This window comes from Carboxylicivirga sp. (genome assembly GCF_982718395.1).
This window is the reverse complement of the sequence record NZ_CEXQWX010000037.1, coordinates 18098-41882: the sequence shown is the minus strand read 5'-3', so window position 1 is coordinate 41882 and position 23785 is coordinate 18098. Positions and strand designations below refer to the sequence as shown.

General features: G+C 36.4%; 13 protein-coding genes and 3 tRNA genes. All 16 read right to left on the bottom strand.

Going from position 1 to position 23785, the window contains the following annotated elements:
* Positions 1 to 900: hypothetical protein (locus tag AC4MRQ_RS09225; RefSeq protein ID WP_491197378.1), on the bottom strand; the 900-nt coding region annotated here is incomplete at its 3' end.
* A gap of 64 nt (positions 901 to 964) precedes the next feature.
* On the bottom strand, positions 965 to 1381 hold the full coding sequence (locus AC4MRQ_RS09220) for a hypothetical protein (protein ID WP_491197377.1): 417 nt from the start codon (positions 1379 to 1381) through the stop codon (positions 965 to 967).
* A gap of 89 nt (positions 1382 to 1470) precedes the next feature.
* On the bottom strand, positions 1471 to 3192 hold the full coding sequence (locus AC4MRQ_RS09215) for a RagB/SusD family nutrient uptake outer membrane protein (protein ID WP_491197376.1): 1722 nt from the start codon (positions 3190 to 3192) through the stop codon (positions 1471 to 1473).
* Positions 3193 to 3211: 19 nt separating this feature from the next.
* Positions 3212 to 6679 (bottom strand): SusC/RagA family TonB-linked outer membrane protein, encoded by a 3468-nt coding sequence (locus tag AC4MRQ_RS09210; protein ID WP_491197375.1) that lies wholly within the window; start codon positions 6677 to 6679, stop codon positions 3212 to 3214.
* Positions 6680 to 6890: 211 nt separating this feature from the next.
* Positions 6891 to 7883 carry a FecR family protein gene (locus tag AC4MRQ_RS09205; protein ID WP_491197374.1) on the bottom strand — a complete coding sequence of 331 codons (993 nt, stop codon included), beginning with the start codon at positions 7881 to 7883 and terminating at the stop codon, positions 6891 to 6893.
* A 107-nt stretch (positions 7884 to 7990) separates the two neighbouring features.
* On the bottom strand, positions 7991 to 8587 hold the full coding sequence (locus tag AC4MRQ_RS09200; protein ID WP_491197373.1) for an RNA polymerase sigma-70 factor: 597 nt from the start codon (positions 8585 to 8587) through the stop codon (positions 7991 to 7993).
* A 204-nt stretch (positions 8588 to 8791) separates the two neighbouring features.
* Positions 8792 to 11173, bottom strand: a complete 2382-nt coding sequence (locus AC4MRQ_RS09195) for a glycoside hydrolase family 95 protein (RefSeq protein ID WP_491197372.1) — start codon at positions 11171 to 11173, stop codon at positions 8792 to 8794.
* A gap of 130 nt (positions 11174 to 11303) precedes the next feature.
* A complete protein-coding gene (locus AC4MRQ_RS09190; protein WP_491197371.1) occupies positions 11304 to 13895 on the bottom strand; it encodes a GH116 family glycosyl hydrolase in 2592 nt (863 codons plus the stop codon).
* Positions 13896 to 13901: 6 nt separating this feature from the next.
* Positions 13902 to 15332, bottom strand: coding sequence for a family 43 glycosylhydrolase (locus tag AC4MRQ_RS09185; RefSeq protein WP_491197370.1), 1431 nt, complete (start codon positions 15330 to 15332; stop codon positions 13902 to 13904).
* A gap of 612 nt (positions 15333 to 15944) precedes the next feature.
* Positions 15945 to 17651 carry a RagB/SusD family nutrient uptake outer membrane protein gene (locus tag AC4MRQ_RS09180; RefSeq protein WP_491197369.1) on the bottom strand — a complete coding sequence of 569 codons (1707 nt, stop codon included), beginning with the start codon at positions 17649 to 17651 and terminating at the stop codon, positions 15945 to 15947.
* 10 nt (positions 17652 to 17661) lie between these two features.
* Positions 17662 to 21081, bottom strand: a complete 3420-nt coding sequence (locus AC4MRQ_RS09175) for a TonB-dependent receptor (protein WP_491197368.1) — start codon at positions 21079 to 21081, stop codon at positions 17662 to 17664.
* Between the two features lie 192 nt (positions 21082 to 21273).
* Entirely contained in the window at positions 21274 to 22248 is a 975-nt protein-coding gene (locus tag AC4MRQ_RS09170; RefSeq protein WP_491197367.1) for a FecR family protein, read from the bottom strand.
* A 157-nt stretch (positions 22249 to 22405) separates the two neighbouring features.
* Complete coding sequence (locus AC4MRQ_RS09165; RefSeq protein ID WP_491197366.1) at positions 22406 to 22972, bottom strand: RNA polymerase sigma-70 factor; 567 nt, start codon at positions 22970 to 22972, stop codon at positions 22406 to 22408.
* A 463-nt stretch (positions 22973 to 23435) separates the two neighbouring features.
* Positions 23436 to 23519 (bottom strand) — tRNA-Leu (locus AC4MRQ_RS09160).
* A 45-nt stretch (positions 23520 to 23564) separates the two neighbouring features.
* Positions 23565 to 23650: transfer RNA gene (locus tag AC4MRQ_RS09155), tRNA-Leu, on the bottom strand.
* Between the two features lie 17 nt (positions 23651 to 23667).
* Positions 23668 to 23740, bottom strand: a tRNA-Gly gene (locus tag AC4MRQ_RS09150).
* Between the last annotated feature and the right edge of the window lie 45 nt (positions 23741 to 23785).

The window sequence follows — 23785 nt, the reverse complement described above, 5'->3', positions numbered from 1 at the left end:
ACTTAATTTGCCCGGGTTATGCACATTCGCTCCAAAAAAGGCACTTAATGGGCATTTAACAGCTGTTTCCGGGCTATTGTCCCAATATATTTTCAGCTCAATGTTTCTTAATAAATCATCGTAGAAATCACCTCCAACTATCTCTACTTCAAAACGTGTGATAGCCTCTTTTCCTTGTAAAATAATTTCTTTGGATTGTGCTTCACCTAACGAGAATGTTCTCTCAATAGTGTTTTCTCCTGTAACATTAGTATGTGAAGCATATACTTTTTCTTCTAACTCAAGAAGTATCTCTCTTTCCTCAGTACTAAATTCTCCGGTAAAAGCAGGTACTTTATAACCTTTAGGAAGCAAGGTGTAGTTAATGTGGTAAAACTGTCCCCAATCTTTAGCGGCCTTTATTTTAATGGATTTTTGAAAACAAATGGGCACGTAAATATTTCGCCCCTTGGCACTGCTATAAACTAAACCTGGAAAATTAAAGGGTGCCTTGTCTACACTAAACAAATCCTCTGCACTTGAAGTTAACACCTCTTTTCCGTCCACTTCTATAATGATGTCTCCCTCTTCGGGTTTGGCCGACCAGATCCGATTGATAAAACCGGTACCTTTTATATCGGCCATAATATAATAGCCCTCTTCTTCATCTAAATACCCATTGCCATCATAATTAGCAGTCCAGTTTTCATACTTATCTTGCTCCGAATTATACATGCTTTTTCTGTCGTAACTCGATGCCATCAGGCTTTTCTCTCCCTCCTGTGGCAGAAAAGCTAATGCTTCCAAATCGTGAAATTTATTGGTAATATCGGAGAAGGTTAGTTTCTTATTTTGTGCTACTGTGGTACTAATAAATAATAACACAGTTATGCCTGACAGAAATAGTCTTGTTTTCATCATCCAGTTTTTATTTACTCCTTCCATTTTGAAAAGAGGGAGTTGATCCCTCTTTCTAGTTTAATTATTAATACCCCGGGCAAAGGTATGCGGTTTTTGTTACCCCATTTCTGGTTACATTAAAGAAGGTAGAGCCAGATTGGTTAAGGTCAATGGTTGTTATCCCATAATTAGAGATGTTCCACGTACCTTCACCTGAATAACCACTTTCTCCAAGACGCCACATATTTTCAACCAAACAAGACGAAATCTCACTATAGTTAAAATTAGTTGATTTATTGGTAACCTCACATTGTACTTGAGTATCTCCTGTTACCCACAAATAAATATCACAATCATCAAAACTCAAAGTTGCTTCATTATAGCTACCTGCTGTTAAAGCTATTTCTGCATTAGTATGAGACACTTCATTAGATACTACTTTACCAGAAGTTCCAATAATTAAGCAAATTCCTAAAATTCCAATTAATTGCATTGTTTTCATAGCTTTTTGTTTTTGTATTAAAAATTTGGTTAAACTGTATACAAGAGCTAATCAGTTTGATTAACTCTTGTATAAAAATTCATTATTTGTTACCAATTAGGATTTTGTTCTAAATTCTTATTAATCTCTAACTCATTAATAGGCAATGGGAAAAGATAGTTTTTATCCTTATCAAACTTTCTTGTACTTTCATCTTCACAAATTAAACTTCCGTCTCCATCAAATTCACCTTCCAGATCCATAAAATCCTCCCAAGCAGTACCTTTGTAAACGATACCTTTCATTGCTTGCTTTAATTCTATATGAGCGGTATACCACCTGCGAATATCATCAAATCTAAACCCTTCATATGCATGTTCTATAGTCCTTTCTCTTCGTATTTCATCCCTCATATCTAAAGCATTACTTGTGACAAAAGCATTTGTCAATTTTGGCATATCAACTCTTTCTCTTACAAGATTTAATGAAATATCTAAATCATCATCACTAATTGCATCACTTAATTCATAGGTGGCTTCAGCGTAAGTTAATAGTACCTCAGCGTACCGAATAACAGGATAATTGTATCCATATACTTCTGCAGTATTTGATGGAACAGCATGTCGATGAGTATATCCAGTAGATGTTTGTCCTCCAAAAATATTCTCCTCAAAATGAATAAATCCACCACTTGTTTCCGGATCACCTAACTCTTCATCAGGCACACTCCAATCACGACCTAAAGCCCCAACACTCCAATATTGTTTTCCAGGAATTTTAAACAAACTGATCATGCGTAAATCTCTATTCTCATATTCAGAATCACGCTCCAAGTATCCTTGAAATAAACCTGATTTATCAATTGGAAGACCATCAACGCATAAATACATATCAGCTAATTTCTTAGTCGGTGATAAACGATTTGACACTCTATCACCCCAAACGCCTCTTGGAACAGCTTGGAATTCTGGATTATGTGCACGTACAACAATGAATTCTTCATTAGAAGTTTTGTCTAATGATAACTTATTATTCTGAATTCCATCTAACGTAAATAAATCAGCATACCATGTTTCACCTAATTCAGGATGACGCCAAAGCTTATAATTCGCTTTATCCATCACTGATTTAGCTGCATCTTTTGCTTTTTGCAGGTATACAGAGCCATTTACACCCCTATGTTTTTGCCAAGTACCTTCAAATAAGCATACACGAGCCAATAATGCTAAAGCACCTTCTTTATTAATGCGGTTGTACTCCTCTTCGGGTGTTTGATCATGCCATGGCAAATAATCAACAGCTTTTTCCAAATCTTCTACAATTAGTGTAAAAACTTCAGCTCTTGTATTACGTGGAGCATACAATTCTTCACTATCAATATCCAGAACACGCTTTACAATAGGAACACCTCCGTATGCTTTAGCTAAGTTAAAATAATACCATGCTCTAAACCATAAAGCTTCACCCGCATATCGCTCAATTGTCTCTTTATCTTCTTCCGGAAATTCGTCAAATTTCTCAAGTAAGAAATTTACACTTCTTAAATTTGTATAACTATCATTCCAAAAACTTGATGTATTTGGAACTACATTTGTTCCATTACTTACTTGATTAAAATCGGAACCTCTCGTTATGTCTGATTGGTTATCACCATACCCCCATCTAGGAAGTGTAGGATAAAAATTATTAGCAAAAAGAGAAAAATCCTCAGCATTTCTAAAAAAAGCAGCTTCACTTAGTGTATCTAGTGGTTCCCGCGTAATATCATCTGTACATGCAAATCCTATTACCAAAATCAGTAATAAAACTACAATTTTATTTAACATTTTCATTATCATCAATTTTTACGAATTAAAATGTGATTTGAACTCCACCTCCATAGTATCTCATAAATGGATAGTGATTAACCTTATAACCTACTTCAGGATCAAATCCATCAGCAATATTAGACCACTCAGTTACGTCTTTTCCGTTAGCAAAAATTCGCATTTGCTGCACACCAATTCTTTCTAATAGAGGTACATTCTTAGGAGTTAAAGTATATCCAATTTGAATGTCATTCAATTTCATCCACCAAATTTCCTGATACATTAAAGTACTTTGTTGGTAGTTCCATCCAAAACGGGGGCTTCCCCATGCCTGTGCAGCAGCACCAAATCTGCCATTCGGATTTTCTGCCGAATATGTATTGTCAACAAAATATTTAAAAGGTGATACCCAAAATGCAGAACCTGGCATCATATCCCACTGTCTTGATAACTGTGTTAACTGTTTTCCAACACCTGTAAATGTTGCAGAAAAATCAATATTCTTATATGATCCACCCAGTCTAAAATTAAATCGATAGCGAGGATTTAAATCACCAATATGTACTAAGTCACCTTTATCTCCTGTTTCTTCGTTTTCATATGGGAAAATCCTACCATCACCATCTAAATCTTTTATGCGCACATCACCTACAATCAAATTAGGATTAACACGCTCGATTTCTTTGTACGCATCTACTTCTTCTTGAGTTTTCAAAATACCATCGTATTGATATACCCAAACTGAATTTAATGCATAACCTTCTTTTGTCTTAACGATGCCTACGCCTCTGTTTTCGGCGCCTGCCAAATCGGTAATTTTATTTTTATCATCCTGTAAGCTGGCTCCTATGTAATAATTAAAATTACCAATGCGATCACTCCAATTTAAAGCAATTTCATAACCTACCGTTTCTAAAGAACCATTGTTGGTTTTTGGGGGTGTACCACCAAGAACTTCCGGGTAAGTTACACTAAGTAACATGTTTTTGTTTTCTTTCTTGAAAAAATCGATGTTAGCAGTTAATCGGTTGTTCAAGACACCAACATCAAGACCAATATTTGATGTTGCAATTGTTTCCCAAGTTCTGGTTTCACTAACCATACCACCTAATCTGGCTCTTGAACCACGAGAATCGTTAATTCCCATTGGATATTCACCGTTTAGGTTAATAAGCTGAATATAGTCATATAAACCTATTCCACCTTGATATCCTGATTCTCCGTATGATAATCTCAGTTTCAAATTATCAAACACTCCTAAATCACGAATAAAATCTTCATTACTAATGTTATAAGATCCTAATACTCCATAAAAGTTTTTATAACGTTTATCATCTACGAATTTAGAAGAACCATCGCGACGAAAAATGAATTCAGCTGAATACTTTTGCTTATAAGAATATCCTGCTCTGGCAAAAAATGATCTTAAAGCCCATTCATTACCACCCCCAGTATTTTCCATCTGGTTAGGATCTCCTAAATTTAGGGTGTGTAAATCATCATTTAGCATATTCCATCTAGTGGCATTGAAATGCTCGTATAAATTTTCTTCTTGTGAAGCACCCAACATCGCATTAATATCATGATCTTCACCAATATTCTTATCGTAATTCAGATAAAATGAGTAATTTTTAAATGTATTTTCCCACAAGAAATTCTGTGCTCTTGAAGATTTATATCTTCTTGTATTTGGGCTTAACCACTCGTACTCGTTATTATGAGTATAATATTGTTTTAAATAATTCCTGGTTACACTTTGCACATCATTCATACCAAAAGCAAAGGTTGCTTTCAATCCCTCTAAAGCCTTATCAAAAGTATAAATCGCTTTTAAATCAAGGTTTACGGTTAATTTTTTATTTGTACTTTCTCCACCCAGTTCCAATGAAGCAGCTGGTGCCTGGAAATCTGCAAATTGAAAAAACATACCATTTTCAGCGTAGACAGGAGCACACCCCCATACCCTGGTAATTTCACTCAAGGCATCATTTAATAGTGTTGGCTCAACTAATTCTCTCCAGCCAAGTACAACATTTGAATGTATTTGAAATTTATTGGTCACGTTGTACGTGTGCTTCAATTTCATGTTGTAACGCTCGTGATTATTCTCACCAAATTTTAATGGACTATTTTCCTTTAAATAACCTAACGAGAAATAATATATCGATTTTTCATTACCTCCACTTAAGGAAACATTATGATTCACAGTTGAAGCATTTTTCCACATTGCATCAACCCAGTCATTATTCATCCATTTCACAGCTGGAGTTGTTTGCCCGAAAGGTCCTTGAATTGTTTTTGTCTCATCATATGGAGTATCAACATAATCCTTAAATGCATGCATTGGTGAATTAAAGTTTCCATCATTTTCAAATCCTTGTATGCCAAACTTTGCATGCTCATTCATTGAAGCCTTTTCAGGATATAAACCAATCGTCTTCATATTCCAATCAGCCTTATAGCTAACTGTCATTTTACCACGCACACCATTTTTTGTTGTTACTAAAATCACACCTTGCGCAGCTCTGGCACCATAAATTGCAGCAGAAGCATCCTTTAACAACACAACATTTTTTATATCCTCAGGATTCATCAACTCAAGCTGTTCATAGTCTCCAGGAACACCGTCAATCACCACAAGTGGTTGAACATTATTATTATTGACCGATGTCAACCCACGTATTGAAAATGAATACCCTTCATCTCCAACACGTCCACTATTTCGCGTCACCGCTAAACCAGGCAAAGTTGTTGCGATTGCACTCATCGCATTTGTATTAGCTTTTCGTGTTAACAGCTTACTATCTGCTACCTCTACAGCACCAGTAACACTTGTCCTTGCCTTGGTTCCATAACCAACCACAATAACTTCATCCAAGTCAGTGAATTCTTCCAAAAGCGTAATATTAACTTCTGTTCTGCCAGCAACATTTACTTCCTGATCGTCAAAACCAATATATGAATACAACAAAATAACATCTGCTGAGCTAACGTTAATACTGTAGTTACCATCAATTCCCGTTATAACTCCTTTTGTTGGATTACCCTTTTCATATACGTTAACGCCTGGTAACGGATCTCCATTAGAATCTGTAACAACACCATTAATTGTTATAGACCCCTGCTGCATTGGCATATTAGCAGAAGTCTCTGTTTTTATTATGGCTATGTAATTATCAATGACTCGAAATCCTAATCCGGTTTTATCAAGTAACTCATCCAATGCATTCATAATTGAAACATCAGAATAATTTACATCCACCTTTTGTGTCAGCTCTGAGGATTCTTCCTGAATAAAAAAGTGATAACCAGTCTCTTTCTCCAGTCGATTTAAAACCTCTGCAATAGAGGTGTTTTTCATAGTAAAACTGACAGTAGTCTTTTGTCCGAATGAATTGGCATTAGCCCCTATTGTAAATACCAATAATAATGCTACCGCGATCTTCATAATACGTAATAGTCTTTTAATGCGGTCTATCCTGGGATAGCCCATTTCATACTTTTTTTTCATAAATTTGCAATGTTCAATTAATAATATGCCTCGTCAAAGGCTGTTATTTAATTTTAAGGTTGGCTATCAAACAACCTTTTTTGAGTCGAATATACTACCAATATATCCGGCTCATTTTTTTAAGATGTATCCATATACTATTCCCCTATTAGTTAACTGATTGAACAACTATTACACACTAACTCAATTAAGAGATTAGTATGACCTTACTTTAATACCATCTGATAATGTCAGGCTTTCCGGCCTGTTCTTCGAACTTATAATTTAAGTTTGCTGTGTATTTTAAAATGTCAAGTATCTGATGAATTGACTTATGTTTTAGAATAGTTCCTTCATAGATAACTTGCTCTCGTTTAGAATCTTCAATTACAATTTCTACATTATACCACCTTTCCAGAATAACAGCTAGCTCTGACAGCTTAATGTTATTAAATTCAAAGATTCCTTCTTTCCATGCAGTAAATTTTCTTGCATCTACTTTTTCAACTTTCAGATCGAACGTTTCTTTTTTATAGGTAACTTTTTCGTTTGGAGCAAGCCTAATCAGTTGGTGACCTTTTTTATCCAGCAAACCAATACTACCTTCAACAAGCGTGGCGCTAACTGTGTTTTCTTCCGCGTATGCATTAACATTAAAGGAGGTTCCATATACTTTAACATCAATATCGTCAGTCTGCACAATAAATGGATGAATGCTATCATGGGTAACCTTAAAAAAACCTTCCCCTTCTAATTTCACCAACCTATTCCCTTCTGTTAAAACAGGGAAGAATGACAGACTACTTCCAGAATTAAGCACCACCTCTGTTCCATCAGCTAAAACAACAGAACTTGTTTGTCCTTTGGGCACTTGTATTGTTGTCAAGCCTTTTGCGAATAACGTATTTTCATTAGAATCTTTGAATGACAAATATTGAACTGTCATTCCAATTCCGAAAACAATAATCAAAATTGCAACATACCGCATTACACGATATAACTTCCTGTTTTTTTGACCAATCGGGAGACTTTTTCGAACCTGGCCCCACCCTTCTTCTGTTGACTGGGAGGTCATATCGGAAGCAGATGTCAGAGCCCATGCTTTTTTATACTCGATAAATTGCTTCTTATTGTCCTCCGATAGGTATATCCAATTAAACAGTTGTTGAACCTCTCTTTCGGTGGCATCGCCAATAAGGTATTTATTTACTAGATAGTTATCCATTGTTTTAATCATGCTTACACATTAAGTAAACACAACTTGTAAAACACCCTACATTTATTTTTATATTTTAATTACATTTTTTTACAAGTTCACTAAAGGATTAAAAATCAGGATAGAAAAATTTCTAATAAGAACACAGGAAGATAGGGTGCTAATGCAGTTTTTAAATGTTTTATCGCCCTGGTCATGTTTGCTTCTACTGCTTTTTCTGTTATTCCAAGTTTTTGCGCAACCTCAACGTTTTTGAGACCACTAAAACGTTTCAATTCAAATACCATCCGACATTTTTCCGGCATTTTTTCAATTGTTCGTTTGATATGTTCTTCCAGTTCTTTAAATTCCTCTCCATCAAATCGAAGTTGATTTAACACCATGCTGTTCAACTCCTCTTCTTGAATTTGTAGTTGTTTCTGTTTATATCTCTCTTCAATTTTCTTGTGCCGGATGTAGTTTAAACATGCTGACTTAGCATAGGTATAAAGAAACGATTTGATTCCACTATACTGATTAACTTTACTACGCTTAAGCCAAAGATTAATATATGCTTCCTGAGCTATGTTTTTACTTTGCTCGCTATCATATATAAATTGCTCACAAAAGCCTGATAATGCAGAATAATATCTTTCAAAAATTACATTAAAGACTGATTCATCTCCTTGTAAAAATTTTTCAAACAAGAACTCATCAATATTATCATGCGCCATTTCTTGATTGGATTATTAAGCTTAGAAAGCTCCAGGTTTATTTACAAATGTATTTTTCTTTGTTTTAAAAACAAAAGCTCAAACAAGAATCAGATTCAACTTCATACCGGAAAACTTATTGAATACATTGAAGGGGCAACCTTAATGATATGCCCCTTATAACAATCTTATAATTATAACTTTCCCCATTAAAAGGGACTTTAGTTAAATCTTAACTTCCTGCCATTTTTGTTGAACAAGTCTGGTTAACTCCATTAGCTGACCATTCACCATTATCTTACAATCGTTTTTATAATCTGGTTTTATTCTCAAGCGGATAACTTTCTTGTCCTGCCACTCAATATCCAACTCATAACCTCCTCGCGCCTTCAATCCTTTCACCTTACCTGATTTCCATGCATCTGGTAAAGCTGGCAATATCTCAACCATTCCCTCATGCGATTGAATCAGCATCTCTGCTATACCTGCTGTTCCCCCCATATTTCCATCTAACTGAAATGGTGGATGAGTAGTAAATAAATTGCTATACGTTCCTCCCCTGTTAAGGAACTTTTGTTTGTCCTTGATATTATACGGGTCAATCAACTCCTTTAACATTTTATATGCATGGTTGCCATCTTTCAGTCGTGCCCAAAAGTTAATCTTCCAGGCCATTGACCATCCGGTTCCTCCATCACCCCTTGCATTCAAAGAAACTCGTGCTGCATTTGCCAATTCCGGAGTTTGACTTTCTGTAATTTGATGTCCCGGATGAACTGCAAACAAATGAGACACATGACGGTGCTGACTTTTCGGATCATCTACATCTTCTTTCCATTCCTGCAACTGTCCCCATTTACCAATCATAGGCGGACAAATTTTATCGCGTGTAGTTATTGCCTGAGTCTTAAAATCGTCATCTATACTCAAAACATTACATGCGTGGATACAGTTGTCCAGTAAATCCCAGGCCATTTGATGATCCATCGAGGCACCTGTTGAAATTCCTCCATGCTCTGGAGAATAGGATGGACAAGATACCAGGTAACCATTATCATCTTCCATTAAATAATCAATCCAAAACAAAGCAGCCTCTTTCATGATTGGATAAGCCCTTTCCCGCAGAAAAGCTTCATCTCCTGTAAACTGATAATGTTCCCAAAAATGTTGGCATAACCAGGCTGCCCCTCCGGGAAAGTATCCCCATGGAAAATCCCATCCTGAAGACGTAAATCCAAAAGGGTTATTCATGGTACTGACAGTCCAACCACGCAGATTCCAGAACTCCTTTGTGGAAACTCTTCCTGGTTCAACCAAAGATTCGCAATAATCAAACAGTGGCATATGACACTCACTCAAGTTGGTAACTTCGGCTGGCCAATACAGCATTTGCTGATTAATGTTCATATGGTAGTCAGCTGCCCATGCAGGTGCCGTTGAATTATTCCATTTACCTTGTAAATTGAGTGGCATTGTCCCAACCCGAGAACCTGCAATCATCAGATAACGATTGTATTGAAAAAACAGACTTTCCAAATCTAAGTCCGGTTCTTTAAAGTATCTTTTCAATCGTTCATCGGTCGGTATATTATACTTAGATGGCTCGCCTTTTAAGTCCAAAGAAACTCTGCTAAAAAGTGACTGGTAATCATTTACATGCTCTGTATAAAGCTGCTCAACTCCTTTTTCCTTAATCGCATTAAAAACCACATTATTGTCCTCAACATAGTTATTTCCCTTATAATGGGGATATACATTCAAGTAATCCGTTGATGCTGCCTGGTACAACACCAAATGCTTGCATCCCTGCGCAATCATCTTACCATCCTTGAACTGAACCGTTCCATTGTCGGTATCTATTTTCAAGCGATACTCAAATTGCATGTCATTATCCTTAACACTTCCGCGAAACGAGTAAATATCATTACTATACATTTCATCGATTGCCTTATGTGGCGTTTTGAATTCAATTTGATAATCCAAACCATCCTTACTGTCGTTTTTAAACTCATAGACAACTACTTTCGATGGGTAATTGGCAAAAATACGACGCTTATGGTTTACTTCTCCATCTTTGTAGGTTACAGTTGCAGTTGCATTGGAAATATCCAACTCACGGCGATACCCTTCAATCGAAGCATTCTTTTCGACTTCAACATATAGGTCACCCATAGTTTGTTGTGCACCATAATCTCCAAAATAATGCCAACCAACTGAATCTGGTTCTTTATGGATAATACCTGTCAAATTATTATTGACCAATTCATGAGCTTCTTTAAACTTGTTGTCTTTTAACAGTTTTCTTACTTCTTTCAGGCTTTTCCATGCATCTTTTCTGATTCCATAATTGTATTTCTCTCCAGTCCCCGGTCCTCCGGACCAAAGAGTTGTTTCTGTTATCTGGAAACGTTCCTTTTCTACTCCACCAAAAAACATCACCCCCATATAACCATTTCCCAAGGGCAGAGCTTCTTCCTGCCAACTTTTAGCAGGCTGATTGTAAAAGAGTTTCAAATTGGGATCATTTTCTTTCTTTGTTGCCGTACATCCACCTATTATTAAAATGGAGGTCAGGTAACAGGCAATAGTTAATATTTGATATTTCATAAACTTTGTTTTTTAGGTTATTTACAAACTCATTGCAACGTTTTTTGCAACATGTCGATACATCCATCATCTATCTAAAGATGCGATCTCTACATTTGTCTTATAAAAAGGATCGCATCCGTATCGTCTTTTATTGAACAACTTCAAGCTTATCGCCTTTATGAAGTACTAAATTCAGGTTCGATATTGACCACTTTCCATCGACATTTGCTACATCAGCTGATACTTTATTGCCATTTACTAACACTAATGCATTTTTACCTAATGCCGGGACTTCTAATTCATTAACAGCCACTTTTCCAAAATCAATTTGGATGGTGCATTCTGATTTTTCATCTGCGCTAGTTTGCGAATAAGTTCCCCATCCCTCGGCTGTAGTAATAAAGCCATTAAAGCTATCTACATGAATCTTAGGGGCAAACTTTAAGATGCCTTTTGGACCATTATAGTGATATCCTTCCAGTGCTTTCAAGATACCCCATGATGCTTTGGCACGGCCATAATGGTCGCCGCATTCTACCTCGTTCCATGGGTTGTGCTTTTCAGGACTATAACGTTCATGAACAGATTTAACCAATGACAGACCTTCTGTTATCATTCCGTTATAAATCATTCCTGTCGCTACCTGGTATTCAATTCCTGTCCAGACTTCATTACGGTAACGAACCCCGTTTTTATTCATATGCTTGCTAAACGGCCATGTACAAATAAATAAGCCCGGCTCACCCGCTACTGCATAATCTCTTTCGGGTGTGTATTTAGCAGCCTGTGGACCTACGTCGGGAGCCCAGTTGTACTTCCAAATGGATTGAAATGTCGTATTGACTTTATCAGCCTGATACAAGTTCCCTAAGTCTAGCAAATATGACCAGGTTTGACCAAATAACTGATCACTCAAACATCCTGTTGCATATTGAAATTTAGGGTGCTTTTTCAAATCTACATCCTGAATAAAGTAATGCCCGTTCCATAAGCGTTCGACTGACATCTGACCTCCTCTTTCTGCAATCTCTGAACATTTGCGAGCAAATTCCTGTTCTCCCATCACTTGTGCCATCTCAGAACATGCTTTAAGAGCTGCGAGGTATAAGCTACCTACATAAGTATTTGCTCCGCTAAAATTAATATCGTAGGTATTTGATTGTGTACTTTCCATCAGGCCATCATCGTTACCATCATCTTTAATGGCAAACTCCATGGCTTTTTTAATCTTGCGCCAATTGCGTGAAAGGAATATATCATCTTTCGAATTAAGATGCTCACGATAAGCTTTTAAGATTGCTCCTAAGTGCCCATCCATAAAAACGCGCTCACGCCCGTCGCGCGACAAGATGCCGCCATCACCTTTAAATGAAACGCCAAAATCAGATTTCTCACGGATACTACGCTCTATCTGTGGAAATAATGCTGCTGTTGACTGAGCATAGTTATATACATGAGTACAATTACCGTAGCATGATCCAACGCCTTCCCACAACATGAATTTATCATCTGCATACCACTGTACTGTTTCTGTGGCCAATATTGATACCGGCATCAGTATGCGTTGCTTCAACCAGTATGGCAAACTGGATTTTTGGTACCAACTTTTATGAAACTGATATGTTGAGCCAGCCAGGTAATCAAAATTAGCTTGAATATAATCTGCGACATCAAGAGATGAATTAAACCAGTTAGCATACATATTTCCTCTAATCGGACCTTCTGTTTTAATGGGTTTGTTCCAATCCCATCCCATGTCTACATCTTGCGGACGATTGGGAAAATACCATGATAACAGGAAGATTACCTCTTTATCTTCACCAGATTTTAATTCGAAGTTTGCGCTTACGTCTCCTATCAACTCTTCTCCAAGTTGACTTGTAGCTTCATCATTATTACCATTACCCGTATTTACATCTCCTTTAATACCCAATAAACTTAGTGACATATTGCCAAAATATGGATGATGTTTATATGCTTGATTTTCGGGTACATAATCCATAAATAAAGTTGAACGATTAGAATGACTGCGGTCAGTATTACGGATTTGACCTTTAACTTCATTTTTAAGGTCGGCCATCACCATGTTTTGAATAAAACCACTTAAATTCACATTGGCTGTATGCTTTGAAGTGTTTTTAAGATTGAATTTCAGGATGGTAGCCGGATTGGCCGACTCGCGCAGCTGCATCGGAATAAATGGCGAAAAAGCCCCCATTTGAATACTCACTGGTAATTTAAACTCATCACTCTCATACCGCACGGTGGCAATTGGGTAATTTCCTATAAAACCGATGTTATTGAAATCGGTCTTATTTAGCTGCTTCGTGTAGTTTTTTTTCTTTGTCTCTATCTCTATTTTAAACCCTTGCTTAAAATAACTAAACGGCTCAAAAGTTTGATAACATACCTGCCATGGTCCATGCGGTGTATTAAAATTCATTTCATCTGAACGTCCGGGGCCTGTGTTATACGCGTTGTTAGCAATCCACCAACAGGCCAGCGTTCCATCACCTCTCACATACAATTGACCGGCACCAATGCCACCTACAGGCATGCCGATCGTTTTTAGTTCATCTCCTCTGTAAATTTTCTGCCCTTCATCTGCTAATAACGATTTTTCCCATAATGGCGATAAGTCTTTGTCTTCCGGCACCATATGTTCAAACTTATTTTGGGAAAAAGCACTCATCCCAACTAATATTATTAACAGGATTACAACTATATTACATCTTTTCATATCTTTCTATTTACAAATTACTTCCCAAATTCCAACAGCCTGATTCTGCTTTCCAGAACCAGTTACTCTAATTTTAATATACCTGGCCTTTGTTTTAACAGCATCCAATGTCGGACAGGCTAATTCTTTATTTTCAGTTTTATCTGCTATTAACTCCCATTGTACACCGTTTTTAGAAGATTCAATTGTGTATCGATAAGCTTCCGTTGCATATTCAAAATAGATGAGTACCTCATTTAATTCAATTGGCTTACCAAGATCAATCTCAATTGTCTGAGGATAGGTATTCTCCTTTGCTTTCCACATTGTGCCATTATTCATATCTGTTACAAAACCGGCATTAAACAAAGAATCCTTCGTTGATGAAGCTTTCACCATTGTTGCATAAGCTTTATTGTTTGTCGGCTTTAATGACCCACCTAAGGGATTGATCCCTTCCTCTGTTGGTTTAATACTTATCAAACGCCCATTTTCATCAAATTGCAATTTTTCTATTGCTACCTGTCGCCATAAATCAGAACCTTTACGGTATGGGTAAGCTTTACGATGATAGACCATATAATACTCTGAATCTATTTTTAAGACAGAATTGTGCCCTGTAGAAATCATGTTTTTCTCGGGAATAGGTTTTATAATTGGATCATACTTTTTTTCTTTCTCATTATGTGGTTGATAAGGTCCCCAAATATTTTCTCCTCCATAAGCCGCATTGACATGATAGGAACCACCTAAACCTCCAGCTGAATACAGTAAATAATATTTCCCATTACGTTTAAACATACCCGGCCCTTCAAACAGATCGAAGTTTTCGTAAAGTTTTTGAGGCTCCCCCTCAAATTCAACCATGTTTTCTTTTAATCTTCCTAACCATAAAGAGTATTTTCCTTCTATTTTTGGCGCCTGATAAATCAGATAGTATGAACCATCGGTATCCTTGAATACCTCTGCATCAAACATATTTTCATATACAACTTTACCTCCATTTTCTTCTATCCATGGTCCTGTAGGTGATTCTGATGAAACGACAAAACAATCATAACCATCTTTTACAAAGTACATGTAATATCGTCCATCTGCTCCTTTGGTAACTGAAGGAGCCCAATGCTTTTCACTCACATAGGGAAAATTTTGTGGGTAATCGAAATTATAGAATTTCCAACTTTTAAAGTCCTTTGATTTCCACACACCAAAAGGACCGTTGGTAAATTTTCCTACATCATACCCATCGGTTGTGGCGTAGATATAAAATGTGCTGTCATCATCCATAAATATGGACGGATCGGCAAAATATCCGGGAATTATAGGATTGCCATTACTACTAAGGCCAGTATCTTGTATTTGACTCTTAGGCATGCAGGCATAATTTAATAGTAAAGTAAGAGCAATGCACTTACCTAACACATTATTTAATAAAGATTTGGATTTTCGTCTTTTCATAATCGTTTATTTCTTAGCGCAAAGAACATTTTAGTTTCAACTTATATTTTCCTTATATCATAGGTAATTAGGAGCTTCCACATAATTATCTAACCAACCTTCACTCTATACCTCTGTTTATTATTTACAAATCGCTTAAACGTTTTAGCATGTTTTGTAAAAAAATATATAAATGCATGGTAGGAGTGTTCATTTCGCTTCAATGATTCCCACTTGCTGACAGTTCATACCTGAGTTATATTCTTTTGTTCTATTTATCTTTCCTATATCCGCCGGCGCCTTTATCACAACTAATCACCTTATTACTAATACTATACTTCATTAAATCGTTATCAACTTTTTGATCTTACTGTTTCAAGTTTAGATGACAAAGATAACTTTGGCGACCATAAATGTATAAAATACTTTTATTTTTCTAGTAAAAAAATTGCTATTTGAATTTAACCTCTAATTATCTGAAGTGATATAAGTAATCGATCTCAAACCAAAATTTTATACTATAAGTCATTAATATATCAATGGTTTCAAGGTTACTCTTGATTGTTACAGTATATAAATATAAAGGTGTGTGCCAATTGCACACACCTTTGCATTAGGAATATCCATCATTGATTACCAACCTGGATTTTGTTCCAAAGCCGGATTTAATATTATTTGCCTCAAAGGTATTGGAAATAAATAGTGCTTCGGTTTAAATTCCCTTCCATCTTCTATTATTATAGCACCATCTTCACCAAGCTCAGCGCTTATATTACTCCATGGCTCAGTCGTTTCATAATAAGTACCTTCCCAGGTAATTCCCTTAACCGGCTTAATCATCTCATCTTCTGCAACCTTCCACCTCCGTAAATCATCACGTCGATTAGTTTCCATAAATAATTCAATATTCCTTTCGCGACGTATCTCAGTCTGCATATCCAGACCATTTCCCGTCACAAAAGCATTGGATAATTTAGGCATACCTACTCTGTCCCGTAACTTATTTATCGAAAGATCTAAATCAGAATCACTGATGCTTTCATCAAGTTCAAATGTAGCTTCAGCATAAATTAAATATATTTCAGCTAACCGTATTACAGGAAAACTAAAGGCATCACCATTTATCTCCTGCTTAAACTTCTTTTGCAAATATCCAGTGCGCGTACGCGTTCCTATTTCAACCTCATATATAACCCCGTTTTCGGTTGGGTTCGCCCAATCTCTGTTTAAAGGCCCCAAATTATTACTCCAATATCTTGTGAATGGTTCTATAAGAACCTGTTTCATTCGAGGATCCCTATTCTGATATTCGAAAGTTGGTTCATCATATCCAAGAAACCTACCTGACCTGTCAATGGGTAACCCGTCATCACACAAGAACATATCTGCATATTTTTTGGTGGGACTCATATGATATTCTCCAAACAGGGCTGCAGTCCACGATCCTCCGGGACTAACCAACTGATCTCTACGCCGTATTAGAATATATTCCTTGTTATCTGCCAATGTTAAGTTTGCAGGGTTTGTTTGTGCATTCCCTTGTAAAATAAAGCCAAATCTGTAACTGTCATCGTCCATCTCATCTCTATAATCCCAAAGTTCATATTGCTTACTATTAATTACAGCTAAAGCCATATTTTTAGCAAGTTGTAAGTATTCTTTACCATCTCCTTTATCATGGAATTTACTCCAGGTTCCTTCAAATAGTGCTGCACGAGCCAATAGGGCCTGAGCCGCACTTTTCGTTACCCTGCCGTTGTCAGCCGCCTCTAATTCATCTTGCTGTGGTAAATCTGCAATAGCTTCTTCTAACAATGTTATAATGTATGCCATTACTTCTTCTCTCGTGTTTCGTGGTGCATAAAGACCTTCACTATCCAAATCCAGAACCTCCATTACAATAGGTACACCACCAAATTTCACCAATCCTTCAAGATATTTCATTGCCAAAAAGAACTTCATCTCCGCAATATATGGTTTGGCCTCTTCTATGACACTTTCATCTTCAAGGGCCTCATATTTATCGAATGCAATTAATATTCTACGATTTACATCATAAAGACTATTCCAGGTACCATCACTTTCAGGTGCCACCCATGTACCATTAGCAATTTCGTTATAACCATTACCAATGGTTAAATCTCCCTGATCACTAATAGTTCCTAATTCTGGTAAAATAAAATAGAAATTATTAGCGTATAGTTTATAATCATTTGCCGTGACAAAGAAAGTTTCTTCACTTATTACATCCAATGGATGTAAGTTTAAATCCTTTTCGCATGATGTCAATAATGTCATAATTAACATCATTAATATATATAAGTATTTTTTACTTCTCATTACTTCAAATTTAAAAGGTTAAATCAAGGCCCATTGAAAATGTTCTTGCGAATGGTGTAAACATAGCAACAAACGGTCTTTCTGGATCAGAGTGTTTTGGTATGTTCTGTAATTCGAACAGATCAAACCCGCTAAAATAAACACGACAATTACCTATACCCACTTTTTGAACTAAGTTTTTCGGCAAAGTATATCCTAACGTAATGGATTTCAACCTTAAATATTTATTGTCATATAACTTATAACCAGCATCAGTTTGTTGATAATTCCACCCCCCTATACCTCCATCAGCTGTTAGGCGTGGATATTTTGAATCAATATTATCCGGTGTCCATGTTTTGTTATAATAACGTAATTCCGGCATTTTCCACCATCCTCCACCTAGAGGCAATGCATTATCAAATACCATCCATTTACCAACACCCTGAAGGGTAGCTGAAAAATCAAAATTTCTATATCCGCAAGTTATAACGCTACTAAATTGGTATCTGATATTATCATTTACAACAGGGATTAAATCTCCACTTTCCTCAGGATTACCTGGATCGTATAATCTCTTTTCAAGTACACCATCACCATCCAAATCGTTAACCATGATATCGCCCACACGTAAATTTCCCGGAACCCCCTCGATTTGTTTATATCGTTCTAATGTAGCTTCATCCTGAATTTTGCCTCCATATTGGAATAGGAAATAAGTACCAGGAGCATACCCTTCTACAAAGTCATTACGCCCGTGCCAAGGTACCTGAGTGTCCTCAAGACTTGTAACCTTAGCCTTATTATCACTCAAATTGAACTGGATGCTATAGTTAAAATCGTTTATTTTGTCTCTCCAGTTAACACTTAATTCATAACCTTTTACCTCTAAACTACCTCCGTTAACCTTTGGTGGTTCAGCACCTAACACCTTAGGATATTCTCTTCCTACAAGCATTCCTTCTGTATTCTTAATGAAATAATCCGCAGTTACTCCAAGACGGTTATTTAAGAAATAAGCATCTATACCAATATTCTTGGTTTTGATTGTTTCCCAGGTTCTGGTGAGGCTTGTCATTCCATTAACCCATGCAGCCGGTGAGCGGGATGGAGAAGCATATGAGCCAAAGGGATAAACATTTCCAGTTCCTATTGTAGCAAAATGATCATATAAGCCAACATTAGCCTGGTTACCCAACTCTCCATAACTTGCGCGTAATTTTAAGTATTCAACATACTTTTTGACATTACCCATAAAGTTTTCTTCAGTCAGAATCCATCCACCTGATACTCCGGGGTATGTTCCCCATCGATGTCCATCCGCAAATTTACTGGACCCATCGCGTCTCATTGTTGCTTCAACAAAATACCTACCAGCATAATTATAACTCAAGCGACTAAAAAATGATTTAATTGCCCAATCATTGGCAAATTCTTGTATCCACCTTGTGTCAGGATCACCAATATTCATGACCGGAAGGGTTGGAGTTATTAAGTTCATGATTGAGGCTTCAAAGCCTCTTCTCCAGGTTTCTTCGTGAGCTCCTCCAACCATCAGGTCAAAATTATGGTTATTTATTTTTTTAGAGTAGTTTGCATATAGGTTAACAACCTGTTGAGTATGCTTGTGATATTTTGAACCGGCTGCATTATCTTCCGGCCTTATATTTTGAGACAGGAAATTATTTTCCCAAGAATACACTTTAAAGTGTTTTTTCTGCCAGGCAACATCATAAAAATCAATAAATAAACTATATTGTCCTTTAATCTGTAAACCTTCTAAAGGTGTCATTGTAAACTCAAATGTTGGCCTGATCCTATAATTTTCGATCTTCTCGTCTCCATTTTTTTCAAGCCATGCACGAGGAGTTCTAAAATCTCCACCTCCCCATCCATAAGTATTACCAGCAGGGTTAAACGGTACCTGGGATGAATAGGTGTTTTCCATTGTCCAGTAAAAGCGTCCCCAATCAGTACTTTCTAATTCATATGGCCTTATTAGTTCTTTCTTTTCCAATGACCAGTTTGTACCAATATTCAACCAATCTGTTACCTGATAATCATATTTAGCACGAGTAAAGTATTTTTTGTGTTGATTCTCACCATAATTTAGCATTGACTCCTCTTTCAAGTATCCAACAGATAAAAAATAGTTTGACTTGTCACCTGCCCCAGAGACACTAAAATCATGTTTTTGTGTTAATGCATTGCCAAAAATATAGTCCCACCAATCAAAGTCAGTTGCAATAATATCAGGTGTATCCGGGAAAGGTCCCTGACCAATTAATACTTCGCCACTACTTAGATCATAAGGATAATTTTCGGCTAACTTACTCCATGCATGTGTTGTTTGACCATCTGACTCCCAGGCATCAACTGACATTTCAATCATCTGGTTTAAATTCACCTTATCAGGAGTTTTCCCAGGAACTCTTAGAGCAAAATTATTTGTATAATTGAATTGAGGCTTACCCTTTTTACCCTTTTTTGTAGTAATCAGGATCACACCACCTGCTGCCCGAGCTCCGTAAATTGCTGCCTGAGCATCTTTAAGAACTGTCATACTTTCAACATCAGCAGGATTTAAGTTGCTTAATCCTAAGGCACTTGTAAAACTTTGCGGTATTCCATCGATTATTACTAATACTCCAGGATCAGATTTAGATGTAACCCCACGTAATTGAATACCTTGACCTTCATCACCGATTGAACCCCCACCTCTTGTTATTTGGAGACCTGGTACAATACCTTGTAATGAATTTACAACACTTGGTTGTGGCTGATCTTTCAACACATCGCTTGAAACAGTCGAAACTGCGCCAGTTACCGTGGCTTTTGCCTTTGTTCCATAGCCAATCACAACCACTTCATTCAGGTCTGTAAATTCCTCAATTAATGTAACATTGATTTCCTGCCTTCCGGCTGTGTTTAATTCCTGATCTTCGTATCCAATAAAAGAAAATATCAATATCACATCAGATGAACCAACATTAATACTGTAACCTCCATCGATACCTGTAATCACACCATGGGTAGGATTGCCTTTCTCATAAACATTAACACCAGGCAAAGGCTCGCCATTTTTATCTCTAACTATTCCTTTAACCTCACGTTGCTGAGCTTGATAATGAACTGTAGAATTCGCACTATCCTCTGATGTAGATAATAAAATCAATTCATTTCCGAAAAAACGATATTCAACACTTGTGCCTTCAAAAATCTCACTTAAAACCTCTTCAATTGTCTCATCTTTAGCAGAAATGCTTATGGCCCGATTGGCATCCACATGCTCTTCTTTGTAGAAGAACCTAATTCCACTTTCACTTTCGATTTGCTTTAATACTTCTCCAACTTTTTGATTTGAAGCCTTTACCGAAACTCTTGTTTGAGAATTTACTGTGGCAGTTACATGCATTATCCCTATTAACATCAAAACTATTGATAATCTCATAACAAACAATAGTTTATGCCACTCTTTAAAAAGGCAGCATTGGTTACCATTTTTTTTCATAAATTTGTAATGTATTTAATTAGATTAATTGGTGTTAGCGCACCGGTTAATTAATTCAAATTGCAGAAGATGTTAGCGCATCTTCTGTTTTCTTAGGTTAATGTTGATTGTTTCTATTCCATTTATTCCCTCCTATTTTTTTCGTATTACAATTTTTTGTCCTTCAATTGAGTATGTCACCGGATGTGTTAGTTGAATAAGATCCATCACTTCCAGAATGGTTTCATTTTTAATTGTTCCCGTATAATTTTCGTCTAAAAGTGAGGAATCTACCACCTCTATATCCACACCATACTTTCGCTCTAGTAACTTTAGCAAATTCTCAAAAGACATGTTAATGAAAATCAGCTTATTCTCACGCCATGCAGAATAAAGACTGGGATCTACGGTAAGTTTTTTTAGTTGTTTACTGTTTTTATTAAATACGAGCTGTTCTCCTGGCTTTAAAACGATGTTTCTATCCAATTTAAACTTGTTTAAAGAAGTAATAAGAACAGAACCTTCTTCTAAGGTGGTTACAACATTCTGATCATCACTATATGTTTTTATATTGAATTTTGTTCCCAAGACATTAACCTTGTAGAAAGGTGTATGCACTACAAATGTCTTTTCTTTATTGCTTCTGACACTGAACCATGCCTCTCCTTCCATGAAAACTTCCCGGTTATTTAAAAAGTCATTTGCGTCATACTTTATTTCGGAACCAGAGTTCAGGTAAATTTCTGTGCTATCAGGTAAAATAGTTTTGGCTACAGATCCCTCAGGTGCAATTGCAATTACGTATAACGCTTCACTGGTTTTATTCTTAAATGATTTCAACGTCCAAAAAGAAGCTCCTCCTGCAAAAAACACCAGGATAAAAACAGCCGCAACCTTTAATATAGATAACAAATTAATTCGTTTGGGTGCGGTTGAACTACTTATAATCTGCTGATTTTCATTAATTACATCATAATTTCTGAAATCTGCTACAGCCCAAAGGTTTTTAAGCCGGATAAATTCCTTTTTATTTTCATCTGACGCCTTGATCCAATCTAGTACCTCCTTGATCTCAGAGTCGTCATTAAGTTTATTTAAAGCAAATTCGTGTAATAATTTTCTATTCATTGCAAGAGCTTTACACCTATAAGTACGTTTAATAGATAAAAACCCTATTACAAATCTTTATTTTTTTCATATTTCTTTCTCATCGGATAAATTATTACGCTTTAATCTGTAATACAAAAGCGCAAAACCTTCCCACATGGAAAGAAGCAGCGGCACTTTATATAAAAAGAATTGGTAGGTAATGCCTTAATGCTAAACGCAGTAGTTTTAATGATTTAGTTATAGCAGCCTCTACTGTTTTAATCGAGATATTCAACTCTTCAGCAATTTCCTTATTCTTTTTGTTTTCGAAACGACTCATTTCAAAAATCCGCCTACTTTGCTTGGGTAATTGTGATAATGTTTGCTTCAATATTGTATTAATATCCTGAAATGCAGCAGGTGAGGTATTAAGTTCACGTAACGCATTTTGTATTAGCATCGTCTGCTGATGCTTAAGATTATCTTCATACTTGCGCCTAACCTTAAAGGAATCAATCTTTTTTAGACAAAGGTTTTTAGCTAAAGTATAAATCCATGAAGAAAGATTGTTTACATTCTCTAGCTTATAATTTTCTTCCCACAAAACTGAAAATACATCCTGTACTATATCTTTTGCCGTTTCTTCATCATTTAAATAATGATTGGCAAAATACAATAGACGCGTTTCGTATAAAGCAACCATTTGACTAAAGGCTAATACATTACCTTTTGATAATTCTTTCAAGAGTTCTTTCTCATTCACACTAATAAATGCTTTACTTCGTAAGTTGAATAAAACAATGTCTATATTTCGTCTCTAATATTTTTAAAGATGCTAATTCAATAAATTGGCGCACAATTTACAATTTTTACAACAACCAATCTGTGAAATCAAAAATATAAGTATTCTTTAGTCCATAGAGTATTTTTAATTTCATCTCCTAATTTATATCTGCTATGACATATTAACATTATAGGACATCTGCTCCAATAACAATTTATTAGGACAGACCGATTTGGATGACAACAAGCAAAAAAGAGACTATGATGGTAAACTCCTGCAGTGGTTTCAAATCAATCTGAAAACAATAGGTCTCGATAAGCTTGTGTTCAGATACTTAACTTAGATTACCATCACGCTTCCATTTTTATTTGGATTGAAAGAGAGTAACCTTGTAACCAACCGGGAAATAAGACAAAAGCTATCCCATCATAGAATAGCTTTGTGCCCAGAACAGGACTCGAACCTGCACGTCATTACTGACACTGGTCCCTGAAACCAGCGCGTCTACCAATTTCGCCATCTGGGCTTAATTCAAATATTAAAAATCCGAAGTTTTAAACTTCGGATCGGGTGCCCAAGACTGGACTCGAACCAGCACGGACTAAATCGTCCACAAGGCCCTCAACCTTGCGTGTCTACCAATTTCACCACTTGGGCCAGTTGTGAAATTTAAGAGCGAAAAACGGGACTCGAACCCGCGACCCCGACCTTGGCAAGGTCGTGCTCTACCAACTGAGCTATTTTCGCATTTACTGGGCAAAAATATAAAAATTAGGTATGTTTTCACAGAAT

Coding starts and splice junctions, on each gene's coding strand:
- AC4MRQ_RS09190 (WP_491197371.1), bottom strand. CDS start 13,895: ATGAAAAGATGTAATATAGTTGTAATCCTGTTAATAATATTAGTTGGG.
- AC4MRQ_RS09175 (WP_491197368.1), bottom strand. CDS start 21,081: ATGAGATTATCAATAGTTTTGATGTTAATAGGGATAATGCATGTAACT.
- AC4MRQ_RS09205 (WP_491197374.1), bottom strand. CDS start 7,883: ATGGATAACTATCTAGTAAATAAATACCTTATTGGCGATGCCACCGAA.
- AC4MRQ_RS09185 (WP_491197370.1), bottom strand. CDS start 15,332: ATGAAAAGACGAAAATCCAAATCTTTATTAAATAATGTGTTAGGTAAG.
- AC4MRQ_RS09210 (WP_491197375.1), bottom strand. CDS start 6,679: ATGAAAAAAAAGTATGAAATGGGCTATCCCAGGATAGACCGCATTAAA.
- AC4MRQ_RS09220 (WP_491197377.1), bottom strand. CDS start 1,381: ATGAAAACAATGCAATTAATTGGAATTTTAGGAATTTGCTTAATTATT.
- AC4MRQ_RS09170 (WP_491197367.1), bottom strand. CDS start 22,248: ATGAATAGAAAATTATTACACGAATTTGCTTTAAATAAACTTAATGAC.
- AC4MRQ_RS09200 (WP_491197373.1), bottom strand. CDS start 8,587: ATGGCGCATGATAATATTGATGAGTTCTTGTTTGAAAAATTTTTACAA.
- AC4MRQ_RS09215 (WP_491197376.1), bottom strand. CDS start 3,192: ATGAAAATGTTAAATAAAATTGTAGTTTTATTACTGATTTTGGTAATA.
- AC4MRQ_RS09180 (WP_491197369.1), bottom strand. CDS start 17,651: ATGAGAAGTAAAAAATACTTATATATATTAATGATGTTAATTATGACA.
- AC4MRQ_RS09195 (WP_491197372.1), bottom strand. CDS start 11,173: ATGAAATATCAAATATTAACTATTGCCTGTTACCTGACCTCCATTTTA.